Genomic DNA, 25,339 nt, shown 5'->3' with positions numbered 1-25,339 from the left:
ATCGCTCAAACTGTTACAACAATCCCTTTTGCCGCAGGGTGAAGCGGGTGGCCTCGTTCAAATCGTAGTCCGCGAGGCGCTCGCGCGGCACCCAGGCGTAGTCATCGAACTCGTCGTTGATCGTCACGTCGCGGTTGGCGGCATGGCAGTCGAAAATCAGGTAAATCATGTAGATTTGCTCCCGGCTGCCGTCGGCGTAAGTTTTGATGCGCACGTCATCGCGGAAAGTCCAGGGCGTGATGTTGTCGAGGATCAGCGCGGCGCCCAACTCTTCGCGCACTTCGCGTCGCAGCGCCTGTTCTATTTGTTCACCCGGCTCGACGCCGCCGCCGGACAGCGCCCACTGGCCGGGAAACACGCCCTTGTGCGCCGCCATTTTGCACAGCAGGAAGGCGTTATCGTTTTCAATCAGCGGGCAGACAATGATGCGTTGGCGCATGGAAGACTCCTGTCAAAAATCAAAATGCGCAGGTTAGCAGGTTTGGCGGCGCAGGATAGAGGGGCCGATCGCGTTCAGCGTAACAGCAAAAATTTTTTGTTCCCTCGCGTTTAACGCCTTGATAAGGGCGTAATCTATCGGACTGGTTAATGGACTTAAAAGGGAACTTTATGAATTACCAAGTGGTGCCGTTTTGGTTTTACTCCGGCAAGGCTCTGCTGGCGGTGCTGGCCGCGATCGGATTGGGCGTGTGCGGCGTCAGTGCGGCGTTCTTCTATTGCCTGCTGCTCGCGCTCGTCTGGCCGGTCGCCGTTTCGATGCGGTTACACCAGCTGGCGGAAAAGGGCGTGGCGATGAATCCCCGACGGGCTTCGCAATGGATGGTCTATGTGCAAGGCATTCCGGTACAGGAAACCCGCCAGGTGTTAACCAACCCCTGTTTTGCGCTGGAAAACCGAATGCGGACCTTCTTTCTGTGCGCTTTCACCGCTAAAACCTTACTGCAGATGGCGCTGTTGCTGTTGTTGATCGCGCAGCTGGCGGCAACGGTCAATCTGTGGATCGCCTTGGCCGGCGTATTGTTCGGCGCCTGGCTGGTGTATAACACCGTCGACAGCATCCAGGCACTGCGCAGCCTGGCCCGGCGCCAGTGGGTAAGCGAGCAGTGGGTGAGCGACAGCGGCTCTATCTGGCATCGGGCGGCGCTTATCGGCCGTAAAGGGCCGGCGGCGGCGCTGGAACGTCTGTTGGCGTGGTGAGAATGTGAGGGCGCAGGAGCAAGCGGGCGGGCTTGCTTTTGCGTTTTGTTCCTCAACCGGGCGTCAATCGATAGTGTTATTGAGTATCATTTGCAATCACTTCTGGTCAGGATGAAGAAGAAATTTTCACCTGTCACGGAGATGATAAAAAATGCCTAATGGAATAAAACCCTTTGTATTGATGATGCTTCTGTTGCTGTCGGCCTGCCATAGTGCGCCGGTCAGAGAGCCACCTCAAGACGCCGTAGCGACAACCCCTATCGATGCGACCAAATCGCTATTCCCGCTGGGTAACTACTCGCAATCTGTCGATAAATGGATCCCCTATGGCCCGCAACGGTGGGTGCCCGTGATGGATGCCGCCGCGCAGCAGCGCCATTTCTCCGCCCTCAAATCCCACTATTTTGGCATGGGGCCGAATGATCAATCCCCCTGGAATCCGCATTACATCGCTTCCGTCCTGAACCGTGAAGCGCAAAGCCGCCGTGATGCCGCAATGGATAAATACCTGGGAAGTGAAAGTGTCTCCTGGGGGGAAAACTTCAGGACTCACACTGACCGCTGGAAACAGCAAGTCAGAGATAACGCGTCGACCGACATGGATAAGGCGTTCCATCCTGCGGGCAGGGGCATTGCAGTCAGGGAAACGCTGGTCAGGATCCTGCCGACGGCCGATCCGGCTTATGACGATCCTCGCCTGGCTGGACAGGGTTATCCGTTTGATAATTTACAGGATTCATCTATCCGTCCCGGTACGCCTGTATACGTTATTACGCAAAGCCGCGATAAACGCTGGAACTACGTCGCGTCGCCAACGGTGATCGGATGGGTGCATAGCGAAGACATCGCGGCGGTGGATCGGCAGTTTGTCACCGAATGGCTGGCGCTGGCGGAGAAAAATCTGGGGGCATTCATTAAACAGCCGGTCTCGGTGCAAGCCGGCGGCCAATTTTATTTTACGGCGCGCCACGGCACGATCCTGCCATTTTACCGTCACCGACAGGGTCTTTTTGTGGTCGCCGTGCCGGTACGCCGAGAGGATGGCCGCGCACAGATGCGCCGGATCGTTGTCAAGAAGGGGGAATTTGCCGCCATGCCGTGGAAAATGACGCCCGAACATTTTGCCGTACTGATGCGGTCAATGAGCGGCAGGCCTTATGGCTGGGGGAACTATAACTTCAATAATGACTGCTCCGCCGAACTGCGCAGTCTGTTGATGCCTTTTGGCCTCTTTCTTCCCAGAAATTCCGCCGCGCAGATACAGGCCGCCACCCGGGTGGTTGATCTTGCTCAAGCGAACACCAGTGAACGGCTGCGCTATCTCAAAGATCACGGCAAACCCTTCACCACGCTGGTTTACATTCCGGGCCATATCATGCTGTATATCGGCAATGCGCTCGTTGACGGCCAGGTCGTGCCGATGACGTACCAGAATATCTGGGGGCTGCGCCCGGCAGATTCAAAGCGCCGCAGCATTATCGGCGGCGCAGTCTTTTTCCCGCTGCTGGCGACCTATCCTGAAGATGCGAGCCTGATGTCGCTGGCGGGCAAGGCGCAGTTCAAACTGGGATTTATTGAATAGCCCATTCTTTAGCTGATAAAGCGACCGCGAATGCGGCCGCTTTTTGTGCGGCGACAAATCGAACTGCGCTAATTGCCTAGCCGGCGCTGGATAATTTTATCGTGCTCATCCGTCAGGTTAGCGTAATTCCAAATAAATAATCCGCCAAGGTTAAAGTCCAAAACCTGATCGATAAAGTAATTTAAATTCCAGTCGGTCAATCCTTTGGTCGTCAGGGCCAGAATGCATTTTTTATTTTCGGCCCCGTTCGCCAACGATTGTTTTAATGCCGGGATCACATTAGCGAGAATATCGTCATTGCTCCACATCGCTGCCGCATAACAGTAATGGATAAAGCGGTCGCATTGGTCTGATTGAATGATTTTTCTGACTTTCTCGTTGAGCTTGTTGCCATTTTCCGTATTGGGGTGGTTGTAAGAATAACCGGCAATAAAACCAAAGCTGGTCTCTTTCCCGGCCTCTTTTAGCTGTTTCATGGCTTCGATGACCCGTTCGGTGTTCATATTGCATTCGTCATCAAAATCGACGCCATCCCAGCCCCGATCGACCGTGGCCGCGACGATCCTCAACACTTCATCCTCATTGGCCGGCTTTTGCTGCGGGGAGCATCCGCCGCCGCCGTAAACCCATAGCGTCTTTCCGTTAAAGCCGGGAAGCGTATCGGGTTTGTTTTGTTTTTCCGGACTCCATCCTGGCTGGGATGAGGTGCCTGTGGTTAAGCCATCAAGGTTGGTTACCATGCCGTACATCATGACATCGAACGCTTTATGCGGTTGGCCAGCCAGAGACTGGCTCCATCCGCCCGTAATAAACTTGTTCATTGTCGTTATCTCCTTATTGAGCGTGTTCCTTAAATGAATGTGTCTTGCATGGTGGAGGGTATCAGCCGCTATATTCATTTAGCCATTGTGCGGTTGCTGAACGGGCAAGGGATGAAAACTTTTTAAAATGAAATGACGTTTTTATGACGAAAATATTAATGAGCAAGAGCGTTGAAAATCATTAACGCCGAGCGATAAAGATTGTTATAACAGCGTGGACGATCTGGGCTAACGGCAATAGGCAGGATAAGGCGTTATGGTGCAACGGTTAGCGGAAAAGATGCACAAGCTTGATTTCGATGATGAAGTGACCGGGCTGATCTACGGCCATGTGTTTCGTTCCGGTGAGCCGCCGGTGCGCCTGAACTCGCAGCAGATCTGTCAGGCCTACCAGGCTTTGCCGTCCGGCGACGGCTTTGTCTGGCTGCACCTCAATCTCAACCACGCGGCGGCGGAGAAGTGGCTGAAAAACCATTTCGCCATTTCCGATTTTTTCTTCCATGAAATCCGGCATGGTTCCCACACCACGCGCATCGAGCGCCAGGGCGACGATCTGTTCGCGGTGCTCAACGACGTGATTTTCCACCCTGAGGACAGCAACCCGGAAACGGCGACGCTGTGGCTCTATTGCTGCCGTGGGCTGGTGGTCACCGTGCGTCACAAACCGGTGCGATTGATTGAACGGCTGCTTGGCCGCCTGACGGCGCTGGAGCTGGCATCGTCTACCGAGCTGCTGGCGCACCTGCTGGAAGAGCAGGAGGACGTGCTGGAGCAGGTGGTGCGGCAGGCTAACCAGTATGTCGATACCATCGAGGATCGCCTGCTGACCCGCCGCGTCAAGCGCAACCGCGCCGAACTGGGGCGCATGCGCCGCATGTTATTGCGCTTTCAGCGCCTGTTGGCGCCGGAACCGGCCGCGCTGTTTCGCCTGTTGAACCGGCCGCCGGCCTGGCTGAGCCGTGAGGTGGTGCAGGATCTGCGGCAGTTTACCGAAGAGTTCACCGTGGTGTTGAACGATCTCGCCAGCCTGACCGAACGCATCCGGCTGCTGCAGGAAGAACTGGGCGCCAAGCTGATGGAGCAGAATAACCGCACGCTCTACACCCTGACGGTGATCACCGTGCTGGCGTTGCCGATCAACATCGTCGCCGGTTTCTTCGGCATGAACGTCGGAGGGATACCGCTGGCCAGCAATCACCACGGTTTTATCCTGCTGGTGTTGCTGGTCGGCAGTTTTACGCTGATCGCCGGTTATCTGGCGTTCAGGCGCAGGGACGAGTCGTAATTACAGGCGGGCGCGGTACTCTTCTTCCAGCCGGGCATGGGTGCTCCAGAACGGCTGCGGCGCCCGATCGTGCAGACGATCCAGCAGGATATCCAGATGGGTGTGCCAGCCGCCGGCGACGCTGAGCATCTCGTCGCGGTTGGCCAGGCGCCGGTGGGTGACCGTCAGCAGCACCGCGTTTCCCTGTTCCGTCAGCTCGAAGGTCACCTCGGAAGGGCGGCCCTGATCTTGTTCGGCCCAGGTAAAGCTCAGCAGGCGCGGCGGGAACAGGCAGGTGATGTGGCCGCGGTTGCTGACGCAGCCGCCGTGCTGTTTGTACTTGGCCGGCGGTGGCTCGTGTTCGCCCGCCAGATCGGAGTTGCGAAACTCCAGCTCCAGCGGCGCGCCGTTTTCCAACTTCATGGCGCCGGCCGCCAGCCAGGTGGCGCGCTTGTCGGATTCGGTCAGGTAAGCCCACACCCGCTCGATGGGGCCGGGCAGCAGCCGCTGGATGCGCAGCGTGCCGGGTTCGATAATCATGCCGTAATCATTCATGGTTCACTCCTTGGGAGGAAGCTGTTCGGGCTGCAGCAGCGCCTGTTCGAGCGCATCCAGCCGTTCAGTCCAGAAATGTTCATAGGTTTGCAGCCAGTGCATGGCCTGCGCCATAGGCTCGGGTTCGAGCCGGCAGATATGGTTTCTTCCTTGCACGGTGCGTTGCACCAGGCCCGCATGTTCCAGTGCTTTCACGTGCTTGGAGGCGCCGGCGAACGACATCTGCAGCGGCGCGGCCAGTTCGCCGATGCTGCGCTCACCGCCGGCCAGCGCGCGTAACATCGAGCGGCGGGTCGGGTCGGCCAGCGCATGAAAAATGGCGTCCAGCTGTGAGGAAGATAATTCAACCATATGGTTGAATATAGAACAGACGGGCTAATATTCAACCGTTTTGTTGAATATTTTTTGCCCCGGCGAGAAACCGGGGCAAGGATCAGGCGCCGGCGTGCGCCAGCAGGGCGTTCAGCAATACGTCGGCGCCGGCGGTGGCCCAGGCGGGGGTGATATCTTCCCGTTCGTTGTGGCTGATGCCGTCCACGCAGGGAATGAAAATCATGGCGGTCGGAGCGACGCGGTTAAGGTAACAGGCATCGTGGCCGGCGCCGGAAATCATGTCGCGATGGCGATAGTCCAACGCTTGCGCGGCATGACGTACGCTGTCGATGCAGCTCCGATCGAAAGCGACCGGGGGATACTGGAAGATGCGCTCGGCGCGCGCGGTCAGGCTGCCGTCGTTGACGGCGTTCACAGCCGCCAGCAGGCGCTGCTCCATCTGCTCCAGAATTGACTCCTCTGGATGGCGGAATTCGACGCTGAAAAAGACGCGCCCCGGCACCACGTTGCGTGAATTGGGGGTAATTTGCGCCATGCCCACCGTGGCGCGCGCGTCGGGCGCGAAATCCCAGCCGATGCGATTGACCGCCGTGACCAGCGTCGCAAAGCCCAGCAGGGCGTCGCGGCGGCGGTCCATCGGCGTGGTGCCGGCATGGGCGCTAAAGCCGACGACCTCCAGTTCATACCAGCGCTGCCCTTGTGCGGCAGTGACTACGCCGATGTCGAGATGCTCCGCTTCCAGAATAGGCCCCTGTTCGATGTGCAACTCGAAGGCGGCATGGATCGGCGTGCCGCCCACCGGATACTCGCCGGCGTAGCCGATTCGCTCCAGCGCCTCGCCGAGGCTGACGCCGTGCTCGTCGTGGCGCGTCAGGCCGTATTCCAGGTCGAATACCCCGGCGAACACGCCCGAGGCGATCATCGCCGGCGCGAAGCGCGCGCCTTCTTCGTTGGTCCAGTTGATCACTTCAATCGCGCGTTCGGTGACGATCTGCCGATCGTTAAGGGTACGAATAACCTCCAATCCGGCCAGCACGCCGTAGATGCCGTCGAAACGGCCGCCGCGGGGCTGCGAGTCGCCGTGAGAACCGGTGACGACCGGCGCCAGCTCGGGCCGCGTGCCTTCACGGCGCAGGAACATGTTGCCCATCCGATCGACGCGCACGCTGCAACCGGCCTCCAGCGCCCATCGGCGCAGCTGGTCGCGCGCCTGACGATCCTCTTCGCTGAGCGCCAGGCGGGTGACGCCGTTGTCAGCGATGGCGCCGAACTGCGCCATCGTCTGCAGGCTTTGCCACAGGCGCTCGCCGTTGACTCGATACGTCATTGATCTTCTCCCGGCGTTTTAGCGGCGTAGCGGAAATCGCAGCAGGGGGCGCCGGACATGATGGTCTGGCTGCGCTGCAGTTCAACGTCAGGCGCATAGCCGACGATAAACTGGCTGTCGCGAGCGCAGGAGAGCAGGTGGCCGATCTCCCCCAGCCCCATCTCGTGATACATCTCGGCGTAGCGGCAGCGGGTGACGTTATAGTCGAAGTGCTGTTCGTCCTGATTGATCACCTCGACGCGCAGCGCATCGTCTTTTTCCCACAGGTACTGCAAGGCGGCGAAGCTGCGCAGATCCGCGCCGTTCGGTTCCTGGGCGGCGAACTGTTTGCCCGCCTCGATGGCGGCATTCTCGATGGCCTCGCCGATCACCGCCTGGGCGCGCGCCTTGCCGATTTCACGCACCAGGATCTGGTAGATCGGTTTGATGATCTCCGCCTCGATTTTTCTGCGGGCCAAAATGCCCAACTCGTTGTTTGCACAGCTCATCGCCTTGCTCCTCTTGATTTATTGTGGTGTGGCGCCGCCCAACACGGTTTGCGGCTGCCATTTGCCGTCAACCACCCGATACAGGGTGAAGCTCGGCTGTTGCAGGTTGCCCTGCGCATCGAAGGCAATGGCGCCGGTCACGCCCTGATAATGTATGGCGCGCAGTTTCGGCAGATAATCGGCCGGGTCGGCTGAGCCGGCCTGTTCGATGGCGGCGATCAGCACTCGGGTGGCGTCGTAGGCGAAGGGCGCATGCAGTTCGATGTGGGTGTGGTAACGATCGCGGTAGGCTTGCTCAAACGCCTTGCCGCCCGGCATCTGTTCCAGCGGCAGCCCCGGCTCCAGCGCCACCACGCCTTCACCTTCCTGCTGCGCCAGCGTCAGGAAGGTTTGGCTGACAAAGCCGCCGGCGCCCATCAGCTGCGCGTTCATGCCTAACTGTTTCAGTTTGCGCGCCAGCGGCGCCGCCTGGGAATCTACGCCGCCGAAGAAGATCAGATCGGCGTTTTTGCTGCGCACGGTGGTCAGCACGGCGCTGAAATCGACGGTCTTGTCATCGACGTATTCACGGGCGACCGGCTGCACGCCCTGGGCCTGCAGCGATTTGATGAATTCGTCCGCCAGCCCCTGGCCGAAAGCGGTGCGATCGTCGATCACTGCGATGCGCTTGGCTTTCAGCGTCTTGACCGCATATTGCCCGGCGTAGTTGCCGCCGTCGTCGTCGTGGCCCATCACGCGAAAGCTGGTGTCAAAACCTTGTTGCGTATAGCCATGACCGGTGGCGACCGGTGCCACCTGGGCGATGCCGGCGTCGTGATAGATGCGCGCCGCCGGGATGCTGGTGCCGGTGTTCCAGTGGCCGACCACGCCGGCGACGCCTTCGTCGACCAAACGCTGCGCCACGGCCACGGCGGTGCGCGGATCGGACTGGTCGTCCTCGGACACCAGTTTGAAGGTGACCGGTTTGCCGTTCAGCGTCGGTTTCTGCGCGTTAGCGTCGGCGATCGCCAGTTGCGCGCCGTTTTCGAGATCTTTGCCGATGCGCGCGGAAGGGCCGGTCAGCGGCCCGGCCAGGCCGATCAGCACGGTGTCGGCCGCCAGCGCCGGGAGGCTAAGAATCATTGTCATGGCAGCCAGCGCCAACGGTTTGATGCGAATGTTCTGTTGCATGTCATACTCCTGGTGCGGTTAAAAGAAACAACGGTTATTCACCCAAATAGATCTGTTTGATTTTTTCATCGTCCAGCATGTCGGCGGAACGGCCGCTGTGGCTCAGGCTGCCGCTGTCCAACACGTAGGCGCGATCGGTGGACTCCAGCGCCAGGCGGGCGTTCTGCTCGACCAATAGTAGCGTGACGCCGTCACGGGCTAACTGCTTGATGACCGTGAAAATGGCTTCCACCACAATCGGCGCCAGCCCCATCGAGGGCTCGTCCAATATCAGCAATCGCGGGCGGCTGAGCAGCGCGCGGCCCATCGCCACCATCTGCTGTTCACCGCCCGAAAGTAGCCCAGCCGGTTGGTGCAGGCGCTCGCTCAGCCGCGGGAAGGTGGCGCACACCTGTTCGAAATCTTGCCGCACCGCCGATTTGTCGCGCCGCGCATAGGCGCCGAGCTGCAGGTTCTCCCGCACCGTCAAACGGGTGAAAATGCCGCGTCCCTCCGGCACCATCACCAGCCCCCGTTGCAGCAACCGGTGCGGCGGCACGCCGCGAATCGAGCAACCGTCGAACAGGATGTCGCCTTCGAACGGCTGCAGGCCGGTCAGCGCTCGCAGGCTGGAGGTCTTGCCCGCGCCATTGGCGCCGATCAGCGTCACCTGTTCGCCGGCGTTGACCATAAAATCGATGCCTTTGACCGCATGAATGCCGCCATAAGACACTTTGAGTCGTTTAACGCTCAGCAGGGCTTCAGACATGCGCGCCGCCTCCCAGATAGGCCTGAATGACCGCCGGTTCGCGCCGCACCTGCGCCGGCTCGCCTTCGGCGATCGCTTTGCCGTAATCCAGCACCGTCAGCCGATCGCACAGGCCCATCACCAGCTTGACGTCGTGTTCGATCAGCAGCAGCGTTTTGCCGCTGTCGCGGATGCGCAGCAGCAGTTCGCGCAGCGCCACTTTTTCTCCGGCGTTCATGCCCGCCGCCGGTTCGTCCAGCGCCAGCAGCCGGGGCTCGGTCGCCAGCGCGCGGGCGATCTCCAGCCGCCGCTGATGGCCATAGGCGAGATCGCCGGCGCGGTAATGGGCGAATTGGCTGATGCCGACGTACTCCAGCAGCGCATGAGATTTATCGCGCACCGCCTGTTCCTCCTCTTTCGCGCGCCCGTGGCGAGCGATCGCCGCCCACAGGCCGTTGCGGGTGCGCACATGGCAGCCGACCATCACGTTTTCCAGCACGCTCATTTCGTTGAACAACCGCAGGTTCTGGAAGGTGCGGGCGATGCCGGCCTGCGCCACTTTGTCGATGGCCTGCGGTTTATAGCGCTGGCCCAACAGGCTGAACTCGCCCTCGTCGGCGCGATACAGGCCGGTGATCAGGTTGAAGCAGGTGGTTTTGCCGGCGCCGTTCGGCCCGATCAGGCCGTAGATTTCCCCCTGGCGGATGCTCATGCTGACGTCATCCACCGCCGTCAGGCCGCCGAAACGTTTGCTGACGTGATTTAAAGCGAGCAGCGGCGTCATGCGGCGTTCCTCCCGGCATGGCGAGCCGGCCATAGGCCCGCCGGGCGATACAGCATCACCAGGATCAGCGCCAGGCCGTAGAACAGTTGGCGGATGATTTCCGGGTCGATCAGCACCTGGCCGAACAGCGCCTGCTGCAGCGGCCCCATGCTGCTGCGCAGCAGCTCCGGCAGGGCGGCCAGCAGCAGCGCGCCCAGGATCACGCCGGGAATGTGCCCCATGCCGCCGAGCACCACCATCGCGAGTACGGCGATCGATTCCTGCAGGGTGAAGGATTCCGGCGACACGAAGCCTTGAAACGCGGCGAACAGCGCGCCGGCCACGCCGCCGAAGGTGGCGCCGATGGCGAAGGCCAGCAGCTTGAAGTTGCGGGTGTTGATGCCCATCGCCCGCGCGGCGTCCTCGTCTTCGCGGATTGCCGTCCATGCGCGGCCAATGCGCGAATTCTGCAGCCGCAGGCTGATAAACAGGATCGCCAGAAGCAGCGCGGCGAACAGGTAGTAATACAGGTACAGGCCGGAAAAACGCACGCCGAACCACTCATGCATGCCGGAAAACTTCAGGCCGAACAGGCTGACCGGATCGACGCCGGAAATGCCTTTGGGGCCGTTGGTGAGGTTGACCGGGCGATCCAGGTTGCGCATCAGAATGCGCACGATCTCGCCGAAGCCCAGCGTGACGATCGCCAGATAATCGCCGCGCAGCCGCAGCGTCGGCGCGCCGAGCAGGATGCCGCACGCGGCCGCCAGCAGCGCCGCCAGCGGGATCAGCCACAGCATCGACAGGTGCAGTCCGTCGGGGAACCACTGCAGCAGCAGCGGGAACTGCTGCGTCAGATGCGGTGACGACAGCAGCGCGGCCAGATAGGCGCCAACGGCGTAAAAAGCGATAAAGCCCATGTCCAGCAATCCGGTCATGCCCACCACGATGTTCAGCCCGAGTGCCAGCATCAGGTACAGCAAGGCGAAGTCGACAACGCGCACCCAATAGTTGCCGCCGGCGGCGCCCGCCACCCAGGGCGCCAGCAGCAGGGCGAGAATGAACAACGTCAGCCCCAGCCCGGCGCGACGCGGCGTGGCCAGAGGAGCGGGGGGAGTCAAAACGGTCATCGTGATGTCCTTATGCGCGCGTGGCGATGCGTTCGCCCAACAGCCCGGAGGGGCGGAAAACCAGCACGGCGATCAGCACCAGAAACGCGAACACGTCCTGGTAGTTGCTGCCGAATACGCCGCCGGTCAGCTCGCCGAGATAGCCGGTGCCCAGCGATTCGAACAGGCCCAGCAGCAATCCGCCGAGCATCGCGCCGCGCAGGTTGCCGATGCCGCCGAGCACGGCGGCGGTAAACGCCTTGATGCCGGGCAGAAAGCCCATCGAGAAACCGGCATTGCCGTAGTTGCTGGCCATCATGATGCCGGCGACCGCCGCCAGCGCGCCGCCGAGCGCGAAGGTCAGAACGATGATGCGGTCAGGACTGATGCCCATCAGGCCGGCGACCTGCGGGTTTTCCGCCGTGGCGCGCATGGCGCGGCCGAAACGACTGTGTTCGACCAGCAGCCAGAGACCGGCCATCACCGCGACGGCCACCGCCAGCGTGACGATCGCCGTGCCGGTGATCACCGCCGGCGCATGTTCGGCGCTGCCTGCGGTCAGGGCGATGGGCGTCATCGGCAACAGCTGCGGAAACATCAGGGGATTGCGTGACCAGATCAGCATCGCCAGGGTTTGCAACAGCAGCGAGACGCCGATGCCGCTGATCAGCGGGGCCAGGCGCGGTGCATTACGCAACCGGCGATAGGCCAGACGCTCGATCGCCATCGAGGTGATGGCGCAGACCGCCATGGCGCACAGGGCTGCCAGCAGCAGCGTGGCGTAGGGCGATAACGCGGGAAAGTGGTGTTGCAACACGTTTATCGCCGACAGCGCGCTCAGCGCCCCGACCATCAGCACGTCGCCGTGCGCGAAGTTGATGATGCGCAGGATGCCGTACACCATGGTGTAGCCGAGCGCGATCAGCGCATAAATGCTGCCGAGCATCAAACCGTTGACGGTTTGCTGTACCAGCGTATCCATAAGGAGAGTCCGGAGATAATGAGTCAGAGGCTCACAGTAGAGAATTTAAAAAAATTGTAAAATACGGAAAAATACTTTCTTATACAAAAAACGAGTGATTTTAATGTATTGATTTTTATGTATATTGAATCCATTCCTTCAGTGTCGATTTCCCAAAAACAGTCAATATATGAAAAAAACAGAACAGTACGATGAGCCATTGCCGATGCTGCCGAACGATCCGCCGCTGCGCGCCGTGCGGGCGTTCGAAGCCATCGCGCGCCTGGGTGGCATCAGCGCGGCGGCTAACGAGCTGATGATTTCGCCTTCGGCGGTCAGTCATCAACTCAAAACGCTGGAGGCATTTTTGCAGATGCCGTTGACCGAACGGCAGGGGCGCAACCTGGTGCTGCGCAGCGAGGGGCGGGAGTACTACCGCTCGATTCGCTCGGCGTTCAACGTGCTGCGGCAGGCGACCGAACACGTGCGTGAACAATCCGCGTCGCGGCAGGTGACCATCAGCCTGATCCCGCTGTTCGGCATGGGCTGGTTCATTCCGCGGCTGCGCGGTTTTCTGCGTGAAAATCCGGATATCGACATCAATGTGGTTTACGCCAACCACCGCAATTACCTGAGCGACGCCGCCGATCTGTCGATCCGCTTCGGGGTCGGGCAGTGGACCGGCTATCGCAGCGAGAAGCTGATGTCCGGAAAAATGGTGCCGGTGTGCAGCCGGGCATTCAGTAAACTGCACGGTCTGCTCGATACGCCGGATCAGCTGGCGACGCTGCCGCTGCTGCACGACGAGGAGCGCAATACCTGGATGCAATGGTTTCAGCAGGCCGGCGTCAAGCGCCCGCTGCGCAGTATCGGCCCGATGTTCGAGGATGGATTGTTGACGTTGGCGGCGGTGCAGGCGGGGTTAGGGTGCGCGTTGATGCGTGAACCGTTAATCGCCCAGTACCTTGAGAGCGGTGAGTTGATCAAAATGTTCGATCTGCCGATCGATGACGGCCGCGATTATTACCTGTGCGCTCGGCTGGACAGTGAACTGTCGCAGGAAGGCGAAAATCTGCGGCAGTGGCTGCGCCGGGAGGCGGCGGCTCAGAACGCCGGGGCATAATCTACAACCAACGCGTCTTTCAGCAGGTGACGGCTTTGCAGTAGAGTGCCGGTTCCTCTGTAGCGATAAGGTATGACGATGCTGTTCGATTTAAACCAGCAGGCGGCCGAACTGCCCGAGGCCTGGCGCTCTGCCGTGCTGGGCCGCGTCGGTGCGGCCAACATCAAAGTGCTGCGTATGGATGCGCGCAGCATTGCGGATGAAGTGCATGATTACAGCGAAGGGTTGCTGGTGATCAGCGGCCACCTGCGGCTGCAGGTGGCGGGGGAAGAAGTGGTGGTGCGAGCCGGGCAGCTGTATCAGGCCGCGGCCGGCGTACCGCACCGCGTGTTGCCGGGCAGCGAAGGCACGCTGGTGATTGTCGATTTGCCGGAGGATTAAGTGCCGTCGTTGGGCTGAGGCTGCGCCAGAAATCTGACAACGCCCTGGAGAAAGCGTTGTCTGCCGGCGTTATCTCTATCGAGATGGACAAAATGTGTCGCTTCAGGAATGACCAGCTTTTCGGCTGAAGGGGCATCTTTCATGATGGCGTCCATATCTTCAGGGCGGCTCCAAAAATCCCGTTCTGAGCGAATAACCAACACGGGAACGGTGGTTAAGGCGGTTGCCGACCACTGTTTTCTGCCCGTCGCCAGCTCAAAGCTGTCTGCCATGGCACCGGTTGGCGCCCTGAAACTGTGTGGCGTTCTGCGCTGCGAGGTGTTGTCCGATGCCAGTGCGGCATCGCCGTAAGCGCGTTTCACTGTTTCATCACGCCACTGTGTTTTATCCGCCACGGGAATGCTGTTATCCCAGGCGACAAACAGACTGTCCCGCGTGTTGAGGCTCCAGCCGCCAAATTTGGCGGCGTTGAAATGCCCGGGATTTTGAGGATCGTCCAGCGGCGATCCCTGGCCCAGCAGCGGGTGGTGGGCGGTTCCGCCATAAAGCGTGTTATAGAGCACCAGCCGTTCCACATTCTGTGGATATTGGGTTGCATAAGCGCCAGCCCAGTGTCCTCCTGTCGCCCATCCCAAGAGACTAACACGAGGGGAGCCGCTCCACGCCTGAATAGCCTGCACGGCGTGAGCGATATCGGTCACGGCATCCGCCGTGCGGATCAAAGGCGTCGACCGGTCAGGGGGGCTATCCATCGCGGCCGGCCGGCTGGATAACCCGTATCCCCGCAGATCGAGGATATATACCCGAAAACCGGCTAATGCCAGATCTGCAGCCAAAGAGCCGCCCTTGACGGGCAAATCAAAAGAGGCCAGGCCGGGAACCCGTGCGCCATGAATCAGCAGTACAGGTTTGCCCTCAGATTTCAGGCTGACTTCCCTGACGTGCAGTTGCTCTCCGCCCGCAAGCAAAATGTATCTGTCTGTTCGACTTACAGGTGTGGGGATTTCATTTTCTTTTGATGCAGCCAGCGTTGACGACGCTGACATGATAAGGAGGGCCAGCAACGTATTTAGGTTTCGATAAGTCAGTGACAACGATCTGAGTATGTTCATTGTTATTTCTGCTCCGCGAATATATACAGGAAGCATCTTCAGGCTACCTGGCTAGTGTGTCTAATACTATCGAGGGGCTTTCTTAATACGTTGAAGGTATCGCGATATGCTCACCCTGCGTCAGCTCCGTCAATTTCTTGTGGTTGCAGAAACAATGAATATCCGTAAAGCGGCTGAGCGTTTGCATATGGCTCAACCCCCGCTGACAAACGCGATCCGTCAAATGGAAGAGGCGTTGGGCACCCGGCTTTTTGAACGAACCAATCGTATAACGGCACTGACCCCGGCAGGCAAAGTGTTGCAGAAGGAAGCGGTTGCGACGCTGATGCAGATGGAAAGGTCGATGTTACTGACACGACGCGCCGGCCAGGGAATGACGGGGGCTTTGCGCATCGGTTTTGTCGCTTCCGCCGTCAGACATCTGCTTCCCGAAATGGTCGCCCGTTTTCACTTTTCCTGTCCGCAGGTGGTGCTTGAATTGAAAGAAATGACGACAGCGCGACAGGTTGCGAGCCTTTTGGAAGACACGCTTGATATTGGCATTGCGGTTTTACCTGTTCCTGAATACGCCATACCGAAACTGTCTTGCCATCCATTTTTTAGCTGCCCGCTGATTGCCGTTTTGCCGAGTAAACATCCTGCCGGAACAAGCGGCGTTCTTTCGCTTTCTGCCCTGGCCAGGGAGCCGTGGGTATTGTTCCCAGAGCAGGAAGGGCCTGGTCTTTATCGCTCTATTATTGAAGCCTGCGAAAAGGCAGGATTTATTCCTGAGGTTGTTCAGCGAGCCGTGCAGATGGAAACGATAGTCGGCCTTGTTGCTTCGGGATTAGGAGTCAGTCTGGTCCCTGAATTCATGCAAAAAAGCGGCTGGGTAAACGTTTCTTTTTGTCGGCTTAATGGAGAACAGATCCCGTATCAGGTTGCTCTGATTCACAAGGCGGAAAATATCAATCCCCACGTCGCGGATTTTGTCAAAAACGCAGTTCCTCCACGGCCATAGGTAAAACGCGCATGAGTTTGAACCGCATTCAAGAATCGATTAGGCACGGTCGCCCAGGACCGTCAGTGCCACGTTTACCGCCGCCAATAACCGCGCCTCGGTGACGCCGTCACGCGCCTGAATCGACAGGCCGTGCAGGAAGACGGCGAAATAGTCACCCAGGCTGTCGGCGTCGGTGTCGGCCGGCAATTCGCCGGTTTGCACCGCCTGGCGCAGCCGTTCGACGATCTGCTGCGTGCGCTGCAGCCGGTGCTCTGCCAGCCAGACTTTGAGCCCGTCGTTTTCCGCGCTGACGCTGGCGGCGGAGTAGACCACCATGCAGCCCTGCGGCAGATCCGGCCTGCTATAGAGCCGCACGGCATCTTCCAGCAGGCGTTTGATCGCCGGGCGAATGCCGCTTTCCTGCGCGAAGGCGCGATCGGCAAAGCCGCCTTCCTTGGTTTCGTAACTGGCGATCGCCTCGCGGAACAGCTGCTCTTTGGAACCAAACGCTTTGTAGATGCGTGCGGAAGCGATGCCCAACTCCGCCACCAGATCCGACATCGAAGTACCTTCGTAACCTTGCCGCCAGAATAAGTTTCGCGCCTTCAAGAGCGCCTGTTCGCGATCGAACTCGCGCGGTCTGCCTGCCATTCGCTGCTCCAATTTACCTGCCATTCAGCGACATAGGATCGCTTAAATCGGCGGGAATACCAATGCCTTTATAAATTTCGCTTGCGGTCGCCGCGCTTTGCTCCTATTGTTTGTCAATTGACAACCAATAGGAGTTTACGATGAAAACCCTCAAAGGTCCAAGCCTGCATCTCGCGCAGTTCAGCGATGAGACAGCGCCGTTCAACAGCCTGCCCGCCATTGCCGAGTGGGCGGCGCAGACCGGTTTTAGCGCGTTGCAGATCCCGGCCTGGGATCGGCGTTTATTCGACGTGGCTACCGCTGCGCAAAGCCAAACCTACTGCGACGATCTGACCGGTATGTTGGCGGAGCATGGGTTGGTGGTCAGCGAACTGACCAGCCATATTTTCGGCCAACTGATGGCGGTGCACCCGGCTTACGATGCGCTGTGCGACAGCTTCGTGCCACCGGCGCTGCACGGCGATGCCAAAGCGCGCGGCGAGTGGGCGCTGCAGCAAATGCTGCTGGCGGTAAAAGCCTCGGCGCGGCTCGGGCTCAGCGAGCTGGGCACCTTTTCCGGTTCACTGGCCTGGCCCTATCTGTTCCCGTTCCCGCAGCGCCCGGAAGGATTGATCGACGCCGCGTTCGACGAGCTGGCCAAACGCTGGCTGCCGGTGCTCAACGCCTGCGACGAGCAGGGCATCAATCTATGTTATGAAATTCACCCGAGTGAAGATCTGCATGACGGCGTGACCTACGAGATGTTTCTGGAACGCGTCGGCCACCACCCGCGTTGCCGGGTGCTGTTCGATCCGAGCCATATGGTGCTGCAGCAGCTCAACTATCTGGAGTTTATCGATATCTATAAAGAGGTTATCGGCATGTTCCACGTTAAGGACGCCGAGTTCAATCCGACCGGCCGCCAGGGCATTTACGGCGGTTATCAGTCATGGATCGATCGCGCCGGCCGCTTCCGCTCGCTGGGCGACGGTCAGGTCGATTTCAACGGCATTTTTTCCCGTTTGACGCAGTACGGCTATTCGGGCTGGGCGACGCTGGAGTGGGAATGCTGCCTGAAAAATCCGCAGGACGGCGCGCGCGAGGGCGCGGCCTTCATTCGCGATCGCATTATCCGTGTCACCGACAAAGTGTTCGATGACTTCGCCGGCGCGCCGGTTAACCCACAGCAGATCAATGCCTTGCTCGGCATTCGCTGAGCCAGTCCATCACAGGGAGTCACCCCATGAAACAACAAGAGAACGAGATCCTGTTGCAGGATCTCGGGGCGGAACACGTCTATACCCAGGTCAATGGCCAACGTATCCACTGCGTGATAGCCGGTGAAGGGCGGCCGGTGTTGCTGATCCCCGGCTGGCCGCAAACCTGGTACACCTGGCGCCATGTGATGCGCGCCCTGGCGGCGGCCGGTTTTCAGGCGATCGCCGTCGATCCGCCGGGCATCGGCGACTCTGACAAGCCCGTCGGCGGTTACGACACCGGCAGCATCGGTGCGGCGTTGCACGCGATGATGGCGCAACTGGGCCACGAACGTTACCAACTGGTCGGCCACGACATCGGCATGTGGGTCGGTTACGCCATGGCGAGCGATTTCCCGCAGGCGGTGGAGCGCCTGGTGCTGACGGAGGCGGTGATCCCCGGTCTGGCGCCGCCGCCGCCGATTTTCGTCGCGCCGGAGGAGAACATCTTCCTGTGGCATTTCATGTTCAACCAGTTGGCGGATTTGCCGGAGACCCTGACCCAGGGGCGCGAGCGGGAGTATCTTGGCTATATCTTCAACCGCTGGTCCTATCGGCGCGACCGGGTGGCGGCTGAGGTCTATATCACCGCCTATTCGGCGCCGGGCGGCTTGCGCGCCGGATTCGACTATTACCGGGCGATCCCGGAGACCGTTCGCCAGAACCGAGTGCGCGCCGCCACGCCATTGACGATGCCGGTGCTGACCGTGGGGGCGGAACACGCCACCGGCGACGCGCCGCTGACGACGCTGCAGGGCAATGCGCGCGATCTGCGGGGCGAAACGGTCGCCGGCTGCGGCCATTTCATCACCGAGGAGTGTCATGAGGCGTTTATCGCACTGATTACGCCGTTCCTTGCGGGAGAACAGCATGCCGCTTGATGAACGCATCGCCGCCTTTTTGACGGCATCGGCCGATGTGCCGCCACCCGCGTCGCTGGCGGAAATGCGCGCGGCCACGGAAACCGGTTTGCGCTTGCTGCAGGGCGAAGCGGCACCGAGCGGCGGCGTCAGGGACTATACGGTGGTCGCCACCGATGGGCACCGGATTGCGCTGCGCGTCTATCTACCGGCGGGGGAAAGGCGCGCTGCCGCACAACCGGCGATGCTGTTCGCCCACGGCGGCGGCTGGTGCCTCGGTTCGCTGGCGCTGTATGACCAGCCCTGCCAGGCGCTGGCTAACGCCACCGGCCGGGTGATCCTGTCGGTCGACTATCGTCTGGCGCCAGAGTATCCGTTTCCGCAGCCGCTGGAAGATGTCTATCAGGCGCTCTGTTGGGCTGCGCAACAGGCGCCGCAGTTAGGGATTGACGCTGACCGTCTGGCGGTGGGGGGCGACAGCGCCGGGGGCAATCTGGCGGCGGCGGTCGCGCTGCTGGCGCGGGATCGCGGCGGCCCGCATATCGAGCGCCAGCTGCTGCTGTACCCGGCGCTCAGCCGCGAAATGGCGACGGAGAGCTATCGCGAGTTTGCCGAGGGGCACTTTCTGACGCGCGACGCGATGGTATTTTGTTGGCAGCAGTATCTGGCTCAGCGGCGCGAACCCTACGGCGAACCGCTGCACGCCGCCACGCTGCGCGGGTTACCGCCGGCCACCATTCTGAGCTGCGAATATGATCCGCTGCGCGATGAGGCCGAGGAGTATGCGCAGCGGCTGCGCGAGGCGGGCGTGGCGGTACGCTGCGAACGGTTGCCGGGCATGGTGCATGCCTGCATACACATGCTGGGGCTGACCCCGGCGGCGCGACGGCTGTTCGAGCTGGCCGGCGAGTAAAAAAAAGCCCCGCATTGCGGGGCGTTTGGCTATTCATCAGACACGTGATTAACGGCCGGCGACGGTGACGAAGCGGGTTTCCAGGTAGGATTCGATCGCTTCGCTGCCGCCTTCGGTGCCGTGACCGGAGTCTTTCACGCCGCCAAATGGCGTTTCCGGCAGGCCAAAACCGATGTGGTTGATGCTCAGCATGCCGCTCTCCACGTCGCGCCCCAGCGCATTGACGGTGGCGATGTTGCGGCTGTAGGCGTAGGCGGCCAGCCCGTACGGCAGACGGTTGGCTTCGGCGATCGCCTCGTCGTAGGTGGCGAACGGGCGCAGCAGGGCTACCGGGCCAAACGGCTCTTCCGACATGGCGCGCGCGCTCAGCGGCACGTCGCGCAGCACCGTCGGCTCGAAGAAGTTGCCTTTGCCCGCCACGCGTTTGCCGCCTGTGCTGGCCTTCGCTCCGTGGGCGATAGCGTCCTGCACCAGCGCCTCGATATTGTCGACGCTGCGGCCCAGCACCATCGGGCCCATCGTCACGCCGTCTTCCAGCCCGTTGCCGAGCTTGAGCTCACGCACCGCGGCGGTGAATTTCTCCACGAAGGCCTCGTAAACGCCTTGCTGGATCAGGAAGCGGGTCGGGGCGATACAGACCTGGCCGGCGTTGCGGAACTTCGACTGCGCCAGCTCTTTGGCTGCCGCGTCGAGATCGGCGTCGTCAAAGATCAGCACCGGCGCGTGGCCGCCCAGCTCCATGGTGGCCTTTTTCATATGCTGGCCGGCCAGCGCCGCCAGATGTTTGCCCACGCGGGTGGAGCCGGTGAAGGAGATCTTGCGAATGGTCGGATGCGGGATCAGGTATTCCGAGATTTCCGCCGGGGTGCCGTACACCAGTGCGATCACCCCGGCTGGGATACCGGCGTCGGCGAAGGCTTTGATCAGCTCTGCCGGTGAGGCCGGGGTTTCTTCCGGACCTTTGACGATGATGGAACAACCTGCCGCCAGCGCGGCGGACAGCTTGCGCACGATCTGGTTAATCGGGAAGTTCCACGGCGTGAAGGCGGCCACCGGGCCGACCGGTAGTTTCAGGGTTTGCTGCTGCACGTCGCGGGCGCGGGACGGAATGATCTGCCCGTAGGTGCGGGTGGCTTCGCCGGCGAACCAGTCGATAACGTCGGCGGCGTTGAGAATTTCAATCTTGGCCTGCGCCACCGGTTTGCCCTGTTCCTGCGTCATGATGGCGGCGATGGCGTCGGCGCGTTCGCGCAGCAGCGCAGCGGCTTTGCGCATCAGGTTGGCGCGCTGGTGTGCGGCGGTGTTGCGCCAGAGGTTAAATCCGCGCTCGGTGGCGGCCAGCGCCAGATCGAGATCCTCTGTGGCGGCGTGCGCCACCTGACCGATGACCTCGTCGCTGGCGGGGTTGGTGACAGGCAGGGTTTTCCCGGCCAGCGCGTTGCGCCATTGTCCATCGATATACAGTTGAGTATCCGGATACATTGTTGCCTCTTGTTTACGGAGTGGTCAGGGGCCGCTGAGTTTTGCGATGCGGCGCGCCTGAATGGGACAGGGACCTTAACCCTACGCCGAATGGCGGCGATCGTCCAGGCGAGGGGCACGAAAGGACCAGGGCGGCTACTCAATCGGCGATGTTTTGGCTATGCTGAGCAGATTGTCAGCACGGATGAGGAGGTCGGGTGCAAGGGGTTCCACAACAGTTTCCGTTCGAGAAGGATTGCGCGCAGTTCCGGCATTTGTCGCATCTGCCCGGCGTCGAACTCTATCAGGCGCACATTGAGCGCTATGCCTTCGAGCCGCATACCCATGACGCCTTCGCCATCGGCACCGTGGACACCGGGGCGGAGCGTTTTCGCTATCGCGGGGCGCAGCATTTAGCGGCGCCGGGCGCGCTGGTATTGATGAACCCGGACGAGCTGCACACCGGCGAAGCCGAAACGCCGGGCGGTTGGTGTTACCGCATGCTCTATCTGGCGCCCGAGGCGCTGGAGCAGCTGTCCGGCGATCGGAGCCAGTGGTTTACCGAGGCGGTGCGCCACGATCCGCGGGCGGCGCACCGCCTGTCCGCCATTCTCGCCATGCTGTGGCAAACCGAGGATCCGCTTACGCTCGACGGCCTGCTGCTGGAGGCCGTCGAGTTGCTGCAACCGCATATCCGCACCGGGCAACGAGAGAAAGCCGAGGCGGCGCACCGTTTCGAGGTGGTGAAAAGCCACCTGCACGATAATTATGCCGAGGCCGTAACCCTCCACCAACTGGCCGATCTGGTCTCGCTCAGCCCGTACCATTTCCAGCGCAAGTTCAAGGCCGAATATCACGTCTCGCCGCAGCAGATGCTGATGGCGATCCGGCTGTCGCAGGCTAAACGCATGCTGGAGCGCGGCATACCCGCCGCACAGGTGGCGGCGGCGGCGGGGCTGACCGATCAGGCACATCTGACGCGCGCGTTCGCTAACCGTTACGGCGTCACGCCGGTGCGTTTCCAGAAACAGGTGAAATTGGGCTAAAACAGCAACCTGCTACAATAATTCCTCCCCGCGTTTTCGCTACTCTGCCGCTGTCTTGTCGGGCGGGTTGGCCGCGCCGGCCGTTTGTCGGAGTCGTTATGTTCATTGGCGTTGTGTTTGCCCTGGCCGCCGGGCTGATGTGGGGACTGATTTTCGTCGGCCCGCTGCTGGTACCGGACTATCCCGCCGCGCTGCAGTCCACCGGGCGCTATCTGGCCTTTGGGCTGATTACCTTGCCGCTGGCGTGGTTTGATCGTCGCCGTCTGCGCAAGCTGCGGCGTCAGGATTGGCTGGAAGCGCTCAAGCTGACGGCCATCGGCAATCTGCTGTACTACCTGTGTTTGGCCAGCGCCATTCAGCGCACCGGCGCACCGGTCTCGACCATGATCATCGGCACTTTGCCGGTGGTGATCGCCATCTGCGCCAACCTGTTTTACGGCCGGCACGACGGGCGCCTGGCCTGGGGCAAGCTGGCGCCGGCGCTGCTGCTGATCGTCTGTGGATTGGCGTGCGTGAACGTCGCCGAGCTGCGCGGCAATGCGGTATCGATCGACGGCTGGCGCTATCTCAGCGGTCTTGGGCTGGCCGTGTTGGCGGTGGCGTGCTGGACCTGGTTCCCGCTGCGCAATTCACGCTGGCTGCGGGAGAATCCGACGCAGCGTCCGGCCACCTGGGCCACGGCCCAAGGGCTGGTGACGCTGCCGCTGGCGCTGCTGGGCTATCTGGCGGTCTGCGGCCAGCTGGCGCTGAGCGAGCCGGCGTTCACCTTGCCGTTCGGCCCGCGCCCTGAGGTGTTTATCCCTCTGATGCTGGTCATCGGCGTGTTCTGTTCCTGGCTGGGGGCGCTGTGCTGGAACGAAGCCAGCCAGCGGCTGCCGACGGTGTTGGTGGGGCCGCTCATCGTGTTCGAAATTCTGGCGGGGCTGGCGTATACCTTTCTGCTGCGTCAGGCCTGGCCGCCACTGCTGACATTGGCCGGCATCTTCTGCCTGATGGCCGGCGTGGTGTACGCCATGCGCATCAAGCCGCAGCCGGTAGTGGTGGCGCTGGAGGACAAGCCGAGGTGACGCCCGCCGCGAAGGCGGGCGCGAGGGTTAACGCTTGCTGTGGTGAATGATCTCTTCGGCCACGTTGCGCGGCGCTTCGGCGTAGTGGCTGAATTCCATAGTGTAGGTGGCGCGGCCCTGGGACATCGAACGCAGGGTGGTCGAGTAGCCGAACATCTCGGACAGCGGCACCTTGGCGCGAATTTCCTTGCCGCCGCCGCCCGGGATCTCTTCCATGCCCTGCACCAGGCCGCGGCGTGAGGAGAGATCGCCCATCACGTTGCCGGCGTAATCCTCCGGCGTTTCCACCTCCACCGACATGATGGGTTCCAGGATCACCGGATCCGCCAGACGGCAGGCTTCCTTGAAGCCGAAGATCGCCGCCATGCGAAACGCCTGTTCCGACGAGTCGACGTCATGGTAAGAACCGAAGGTCAGGTGCACCTTGACGTCCACTACCTGGTAACCGGCCAGCACGCCGTTGTTCAGCGCCTCGAGCACGCCTTTTTTCACCGCCGGGATAAACTCGCCGGGAATGACGCCGCCCTTGATTTCATCGAAGAACTCGAAGCCTTTGCCGGGTTCGTTCGGCTCGACGGTCAGCACCACGTGGCCGTATTGCCCTTTACCGCCGGACTGGCGCACGAACTTGCCTTCCACGTCGGCCACCCGTTTGCGGATGGTTTCGCGGTACGACACCTGCGGCTTGCCGGTGGTGGTCTCCACCCCGAATTCACGGCGCATGCGATCGACGATAATCTCCAGGTGCAGCTCGCCCATGCCGTAGATAATGGTCTGGCCGGATTCTTCATCGGTGCGCACCCGGAACGACGGATCTTCCGAAGAGAGGCGCTGCAGCGCGATGCCCATTTTCTCCTGGTCGCCCTTGGTTTTCGGCTCGATCGCCTGGGCGATCACCGGCTCGGGGAAGGTCATGCGCTCCAGCGTGATGATGGCGCCGGGATCGCACAGCGTATCGCCGGTGGTGACGTCCTTCAGGCCGACGCAGGCGGCGATGTCGCCGGCGTGCAGCTCGTCGATGTCATTACGATCGTTGGCGTGCATTTGCACGATCCGGCCGATGCGCTCCTTTTTGCCTTTGATCGGGTTGTAAACGCTGCTGCCTTTGGCCAGCACCCCGGAGTAGACGCGCACGAAGGTCAGCTGGCCGACGAACGGATCGGTCATCAGCTTGAACGCCAGCGCCGAGAACTTTTCGTTGTCGTCTGCTTTGCGGGTGATGATTTCATCGTGTTCGCCGTGGCCTTCCATCGGCGGCACATCGAGCGGCGAGGGCATCAGCTCGATCACCGCGTCCAGCATGCGTTGCACGCCTTTGTTGCGGAACGCCGATCCGCACAGCATCGGCTGGATTTCACCGGCGACGGTGCGCACCCGCAGCCCGTGGACGATCTCCTCTTCGCTCAGCGGCACCTGGTTGAGGTATTTCTCCATCAGTTCTTCCGAGGCTTCGGCGGCGGCCTCAATCATGTTTTCACGCCACTCCTGCGCCGATTCGCGCAGGTCGGCCGGGATCTCTTCGAAGCTGAAGTTCATGCCCTGCGAGGCTTCGTCCCACAGAATGGCCTTCATCCGCACCAGATCCACCACGCCGCTGAAGCGGTCTTCGGCGCCGATAGGGATAACGATCGGCACCGGGTTGGCTTTCAGGCGCTCGATCATCATTTTGCGCACGCGGAAAAAATCCGCGCCGATGCGGTCCATCTTGTTGACGAACGCCAGCCGCGGCACCTTGTACTTGTTGGCCTGGCGCCAGACGGTTTCCGACTGCGGCTGCACGCCGCCCACCGAGTCATAGACCATCACGGCGCCGTCCAGCACGCGCATCGAGCGTTCCACTTCAATGGTGAAATCGACGTGCCCGGGGGTGTCGATGATATTGATGCGGTGCTGCGGATAGTTATGCTGCATGCCGTTCCAGAAGCAGGTGGTGGCCGCCGAGGTGATGGTGATGCCGCGCTCCTGTTCCTGCGCCATCCAGTCCATGGTCGCCGCGCCGTCATGCACTTCACCCAGCTTGTGGCTGACCCCGGTGTAAAACAGAATCCGCTCGGTGGTGGTGGTCTTGCCGGCATCGATATGCGCGGAGATGCCGATATTGCGGTAACGTTCGATAGGGGTGGTGCGAGCCATAATCAACCTTTCTTAGCCGCGTGAAGGAGAGCGGCTTAAACAGCATGGATAATGGTGATAATCCTCATAGGGTTATCC

26 protein-coding genes are annotated in these 25,339 nt (G+C 61.0%); 11 read left to right on the top strand and 15 right to left on the bottom strand.

Annotated elements, in window-relative coordinates; genetic code table 11:
- Window positions 1-13 precede the first annotated feature (13 nt).
- On the bottom strand, window positions 14-439 hold the full coding sequence (gene nudI, locus ACJ8IJ_RS00680) for a nucleoside triphosphatase NudI (protein ID WP_004938207.1): 426 nt from the start codon (window positions 437-439) through the stop codon (window positions 14-16).
- A gap of 170 nt (window positions 440-609) precedes the next feature.
- Here nudI and ACJ8IJ_RS00675 point away from each other — a divergent pair, with 170 nt between their 5' ends.
- Window positions 610-1,197, top strand: coding sequence for a hypothetical protein (locus ACJ8IJ_RS00675; protein WP_046898269.1), 588 nt, complete (start codon window positions 610-612; stop codon window positions 1,195-1,197).
- A gap of 151 nt (window positions 1,198-1,348) precedes the next feature.
- Window positions 1,349-2,779 carry an SH3 domain-containing protein gene (locus ACJ8IJ_RS00670; RefSeq protein WP_442518179.1) on the top strand — a complete coding sequence of 477 codons (1,431 nt, stop codon included), beginning with the start codon at window positions 1,349-1,351 and terminating at the stop codon, window positions 2,777-2,779.
- A gap of 68 nt (window positions 2,780-2,847) precedes the next feature.
- Here ACJ8IJ_RS00670 and ACJ8IJ_RS00665 read toward each other — a convergent pair whose 3' ends face one another.
- Window positions 2,848-3,600, bottom strand: a complete 753-nt coding sequence (locus ACJ8IJ_RS00665; RefSeq protein WP_004938199.1) for a hypothetical protein — start codon at window positions 3,598-3,600, stop codon at window positions 2,848-2,850.
- A gap of 256 nt (window positions 3,601-3,856) precedes the next feature.
- Between ACJ8IJ_RS00665 and ACJ8IJ_RS00660 the strand changes: the two genes are divergently transcribed.
- Window positions 3,857-4,885, top strand: a complete 1,029-nt coding sequence (locus ACJ8IJ_RS00660) for a transporter (RefSeq protein ID WP_049240912.1) — start codon at window positions 3,857-3,859, stop codon at window positions 4,883-4,885.
- Here the strand turns inward: ACJ8IJ_RS00660 and ACJ8IJ_RS00655 are convergent, their stop codons facing one another.
- The 9 genes from ACJ8IJ_RS00655 to ACJ8IJ_RS00615 all read right to left on the bottom strand — a co-directional run bounded on the left by ACJ8IJ_RS00655 (window position 4,886) and on the right by ACJ8IJ_RS00615 (window position 12,318).
- A complete protein-coding gene (locus ACJ8IJ_RS00655) occupies window positions 4,886-5,419 on the bottom strand; it encodes an SRPBCC family protein (protein WP_015377962.1) in 534 nt (177 codons plus the stop codon).
- 3 nt (window positions 5,420-5,422) lie between these two features.
- Window positions 5,423-5,770, bottom strand: a complete 348-nt coding sequence (locus ACJ8IJ_RS00650; RefSeq protein ID WP_004938187.1) for an ArsR/SmtB family transcription factor — start codon at window positions 5,768-5,770, stop codon at window positions 5,423-5,425.
- A gap of 82 nt (window positions 5,771-5,852) precedes the next feature.
- A complete protein-coding gene (locus ACJ8IJ_RS00645) occupies window positions 5,853-7,079 on the bottom strand; it encodes a Zn-dependent hydrolase (RefSeq protein WP_442518178.1) in 1,227 nt (408 codons plus the stop codon).
- Complete coding sequence (locus tag ACJ8IJ_RS00640; protein ID WP_442518177.1) at window positions 7,076-7,567, bottom strand: L-2-amino-thiazoline-4-carboxylic acid hydrolase; 492 nt, start codon at window positions 7,565-7,567, stop codon at window positions 7,076-7,078. Before ACJ8IJ_RS00640 ends, ACJ8IJ_RS00645 begins: the two co-directional genes overlap by 4 nt.
- Window positions 7,568-7,585: 18 nt before the next feature.
- The gene (locus ACJ8IJ_RS00635) at window positions 7,586-8,695 is read right to left on the bottom strand and encodes a branched-chain amino acid ABC transporter substrate-binding protein (protein WP_442518391.1); all 1,110 of its coding nucleotides are present in this window, start codon (window positions 8,693-8,695) and stop codon (window positions 7,586-7,588) included.
- A 76-nt stretch (window positions 8,696-8,771) separates the two neighbouring features.
- On the bottom strand, window positions 8,772-9,485 hold the full coding sequence (locus tag ACJ8IJ_RS00630) for an ABC transporter ATP-binding protein (protein ID WP_442518176.1): 714 nt from the start codon (window positions 9,483-9,485) through the stop codon (window positions 8,772-8,774).
- Complete coding sequence (locus ACJ8IJ_RS00625) at window positions 9,478-10,248, bottom strand: ABC transporter ATP-binding protein (RefSeq protein WP_004938167.1); 771 nt, start codon at window positions 10,246-10,248, stop codon at window positions 9,478-9,480. The genes ACJ8IJ_RS00630 and ACJ8IJ_RS00625 overlap by 8 nt, the downstream gene beginning before the upstream one ends.
- Entirely contained in the window at window positions 10,245-11,357 is a 1,113-nt protein-coding gene (locus ACJ8IJ_RS00620) for an ABC transporter permease subunit (RefSeq protein ID WP_075684418.1), read from the bottom strand. Before ACJ8IJ_RS00620 ends, ACJ8IJ_RS00625 begins: the two co-directional genes overlap by 4 nt.
- Before the next feature lie 10 nt (window positions 11,358-11,367).
- Window positions 11,368-12,318 (bottom strand): branched-chain amino acid ABC transporter permease, encoded by a 951-nt coding sequence (locus ACJ8IJ_RS00615; RefSeq protein WP_004938163.1) that lies wholly within the window; start codon window positions 12,316-12,318, stop codon window positions 11,368-11,370.
- 169 nt (window positions 12,319-12,487) lie between these two features.
- Between ACJ8IJ_RS00615 and ACJ8IJ_RS00610 the strand changes: the two genes are divergently transcribed.
- Window positions 12,488-13,420, top strand: coding sequence for a LysR substrate-binding domain-containing protein (locus ACJ8IJ_RS00610; protein ID WP_049188959.1), 933 nt, complete (start codon window positions 12,488-12,490; stop codon window positions 13,418-13,420).
- Between the two features lie 78 nt (window positions 13,421-13,498).
- Entirely contained in the window at window positions 13,499-13,801 is a 303-nt protein-coding gene (locus ACJ8IJ_RS00605) for a cupin domain-containing protein (protein ID WP_047026060.1), read from the top strand.
- Here ACJ8IJ_RS00605 and ACJ8IJ_RS00600 read toward each other — a convergent pair.
- Window positions 13,798-14,913: an alpha/beta fold hydrolase gene (locus ACJ8IJ_RS00600; protein WP_286093320.1), complete on the bottom strand. Its 1,116-nt coding sequence runs from the start codon at window positions 14,911-14,913 to the stop codon at window positions 13,798-13,800. The two genes, ACJ8IJ_RS00605 and ACJ8IJ_RS00600, sit on opposite strands and share 4 nt — an antisense overlap.
- 106 nt (window positions 14,914-15,019) lie before the next feature.
- Here ACJ8IJ_RS00600 and ACJ8IJ_RS00595 point away from each other — a divergent pair, with 106 nt between their 5' ends.
- A complete protein-coding gene (locus ACJ8IJ_RS00595; protein ID WP_131164714.1) occupies window positions 15,020-15,913 on the top strand; it encodes a LysR family transcriptional regulator in 894 nt (297 codons plus the stop codon).
- 39 nt (window positions 15,914-15,952) lie between these two features.
- Here the strand turns inward: ACJ8IJ_RS00595 and ACJ8IJ_RS00590 are convergent, their stop codons facing one another.
- A complete protein-coding gene (locus ACJ8IJ_RS00590; RefSeq protein ID WP_442518175.1) occupies window positions 15,953-16,546 on the bottom strand; it encodes a TetR/AcrR family transcriptional regulator in 594 nt (197 codons plus the stop codon).
- A gap of 140 nt (window positions 16,547-16,686) precedes the next feature.
- Between ACJ8IJ_RS00590 and ACJ8IJ_RS00585 the strand changes: the two genes are divergently transcribed.
- Genes ACJ8IJ_RS00585 through ACJ8IJ_RS00575 form a run of 3 tightly spaced genes read left to right on the top strand, consistent with a single transcriptional unit; the run spans window position 16,687 to window position 19,554 of the window.
- Window positions 16,687-17,742, top strand: a complete 1,056-nt coding sequence (locus ACJ8IJ_RS00585; RefSeq protein WP_442518174.1) for a sugar phosphate isomerase/epimerase family protein — start codon at window positions 16,687-16,689, stop codon at window positions 17,740-17,742.
- A 26-nt stretch (window positions 17,743-17,768) separates the two neighbouring features.
- A complete protein-coding gene (locus ACJ8IJ_RS00580) occupies window positions 17,769-18,662 on the top strand; it encodes an alpha/beta fold hydrolase (protein ID WP_015377949.1) in 894 nt (297 codons plus the stop codon).
- Window positions 18,652-19,554, top strand: coding sequence for an alpha/beta hydrolase (locus tag ACJ8IJ_RS00575; protein WP_442518173.1), 903 nt, complete (start codon window positions 18,652-18,654; stop codon window positions 19,552-19,554). The genes ACJ8IJ_RS00580 and ACJ8IJ_RS00575 overlap by 11 nt, the downstream gene beginning before the upstream one ends.
- A 48-nt stretch (window positions 19,555-19,602) precedes the next feature.
- Here ACJ8IJ_RS00575 and ACJ8IJ_RS00570 read toward each other — a convergent pair whose 3' ends face one another.
- Window positions 19,603-21,036, bottom strand: coding sequence for an NAD-dependent succinate-semialdehyde dehydrogenase (locus tag ACJ8IJ_RS00570; protein ID WP_004938137.1), 1,434 nt, complete (start codon window positions 21,034-21,036; stop codon window positions 19,603-19,605).
- Window positions 21,037-21,233: 197 nt separating this feature from the next.
- Between ACJ8IJ_RS00570 and ACJ8IJ_RS00565 the strand changes: the two genes are divergently transcribed.
- Window positions 21,234-22,061, top strand: a complete 828-nt coding sequence (locus ACJ8IJ_RS00565) for an AraC family transcriptional regulator (RefSeq protein WP_442518172.1) — start codon at window positions 21,234-21,236, stop codon at window positions 22,059-22,061.
- 98 nt (window positions 22,062-22,159) lie between these two features.
- Window positions 22,160-23,128: a DMT family transporter gene (locus tag ACJ8IJ_RS00560; protein WP_442518171.1), complete on the top strand. Its 969-nt coding sequence runs from the start codon at window positions 22,160-22,162 to the stop codon at window positions 23,126-23,128.
- 27 nt (window positions 23,129-23,155) lie between these two features.
- Here ACJ8IJ_RS00560 and fusA read toward each other — a convergent pair whose 3' ends face one another.
- Entirely contained in the window at window positions 23,156-25,261 is a 2,106-nt protein-coding gene (gene fusA / locus ACJ8IJ_RS00555; RefSeq protein ID WP_442518170.1) for an elongation factor G, read from the bottom strand.
- Between the last annotated feature and the right edge of the window lie 78 nt (window positions 25,262-25,339).

This window comes from Serratia sp. CY40230 (assembly GCF_052168835.1).
Taxonomy (GTDB): Bacteria; Pseudomonadota; Gammaproteobacteria; order Enterobacterales; family Enterobacteriaceae; genus Serratia; species Serratia nematodiphila.
This window is presented reverse-complemented; position numbering and strand designations above follow the sequence as displayed.

Excerpts from the sequence above, each read along its gene's own strand:
- nudI (WP_004938207.1), bottom strand. The coding sequence starts at position 439 with ATGCGCCAACGCATCATTGTCTGCCCGCTGATTGAAAACGATAACGCC.
- ACJ8IJ_RS00675 (WP_046898269.1), top strand. The coding sequence starts at position 610 with ATGAATTACCAAGTGGTGCCGTTTTGGTTTTACTCCGGCAAGGCTCTG.
- ACJ8IJ_RS00670 (WP_442518179.1), top strand. The coding sequence starts at position 1,349 with ATGCCTAATGGAATAAAACCCTTTGTATTGATGATGCTTCTGTTGCTG.
- ACJ8IJ_RS00665 (WP_004938199.1), bottom strand. The coding sequence starts at position 3,600 with ATGAACAAGTTTATTACGGGCGGATGGAGCCAGTCTCTGGCTGGCCAA.
- ACJ8IJ_RS00660 (WP_049240912.1), top strand. The coding sequence starts at position 3,857 with ATGGTGCAACGGTTAGCGGAAAAGATGCACAAGCTTGATTTCGATGAT.
- ACJ8IJ_RS00655 (WP_015377962.1), bottom strand. The coding sequence starts at position 5,419 with ATGAATGATTACGGCATGATTATCGAACCCGGCACGCTGCGCATCCAG.
- ACJ8IJ_RS00650 (WP_004938187.1), bottom strand. The coding sequence starts at position 5,770 with ATGGTTGAATTATCTTCCTCACAGCTGGACGCCATTTTTCATGCGCTG.
- ACJ8IJ_RS00645 (WP_442518178.1), bottom strand. The coding sequence starts at position 7,079 with ATGACGTATCGAGTCAACGGCGAGCGCCTGTGGCAAAGCCTGCAGACG.
- ACJ8IJ_RS00640 (WP_442518177.1), bottom strand. The coding sequence starts at position 7,567 with ATGAGCTGTGCAAACAACGAGTTGGGCATTTTGGCCCGCAGAAAAATC.
- ACJ8IJ_RS00635 (WP_442518391.1), bottom strand. The coding sequence starts at position 8,695 with ATGACAATGATTCTTAGCCTCCCGGCGCTGGCGGCCGACACCGTGCTG.
- ACJ8IJ_RS00630 (WP_442518176.1), bottom strand. The coding sequence starts at position 9,485 with ATGTCTGAAGCCCTGCTGAGCGTTAAACGACTCAAAGTGTCTTATGGC.
- ACJ8IJ_RS00625 (WP_004938167.1), bottom strand. The coding sequence starts at position 10,248 with ATGACGCCGCTGCTCGCTTTAAATCACGTCAGCAAACGTTTCGGCGGC.
- ACJ8IJ_RS00620 (WP_075684418.1), bottom strand. The coding sequence starts at position 11,357 with ATGACCGTTTTGACTCCCCCCGCTCCTCTGGCCACGCCGCGTCGCGCC.
- ACJ8IJ_RS00615 (WP_004938163.1), bottom strand. The coding sequence starts at position 12,318 with ATGGATACGCTGGTACAGCAAACCGTCAACGGTTTGATGCTCGGCAGC.
- ACJ8IJ_RS00610 (WP_049188959.1), top strand. The coding sequence starts at position 12,488 with ATGAAAAAAACAGAACAGTACGATGAGCCATTGCCGATGCTGCCGAAC.
- ACJ8IJ_RS00605 (WP_047026060.1), top strand. The coding sequence starts at position 13,499 with ATGCTGTTCGATTTAAACCAGCAGGCGGCCGAACTGCCCGAGGCCTGG.
- ACJ8IJ_RS00600 (WP_286093320.1), bottom strand. The coding sequence starts at position 14,913 with ATGAACATACTCAGATCGTTGTCACTGACTTATCGAAACCTAAATACG.
- ACJ8IJ_RS00595 (WP_131164714.1), top strand. The coding sequence starts at position 15,020 with ATGCTCACCCTGCGTCAGCTCCGTCAATTTCTTGTGGTTGCAGAAACA.
- ACJ8IJ_RS00590 (WP_442518175.1), bottom strand. The coding sequence starts at position 16,546 with ATGGCAGGCAGACCGCGCGAGTTCGATCGCGAACAGGCGCTCTTGAAG.
- ACJ8IJ_RS00585 (WP_442518174.1), top strand. The coding sequence starts at position 16,687 with ATGAAAACCCTCAAAGGTCCAAGCCTGCATCTCGCGCAGTTCAGCGAT.
- ACJ8IJ_RS00580 (WP_015377949.1), top strand. The coding sequence starts at position 17,769 with ATGAAACAACAAGAGAACGAGATCCTGTTGCAGGATCTCGGGGCGGAA.
- ACJ8IJ_RS00575 (WP_442518173.1), top strand. The coding sequence starts at position 18,652 with ATGCCGCTTGATGAACGCATCGCCGCCTTTTTGACGGCATCGGCCGAT.
- ACJ8IJ_RS00570 (WP_004938137.1), bottom strand. The coding sequence starts at position 21,036 with ATGTATCCGGATACTCAACTGTATATCGATGGACAATGGCGCAACGCG.
- ACJ8IJ_RS00560 (WP_442518171.1), top strand. The coding sequence starts at position 22,160 with ATGTTCATTGGCGTTGTGTTTGCCCTGGCCGCCGGGCTGATGTGGGGA.
- fusA (WP_442518170.1), bottom strand. The coding sequence starts at position 25,261 with ATGGCTCGCACCACCCCTATCGAACGTTACCGCAATATCGGCATCTCC.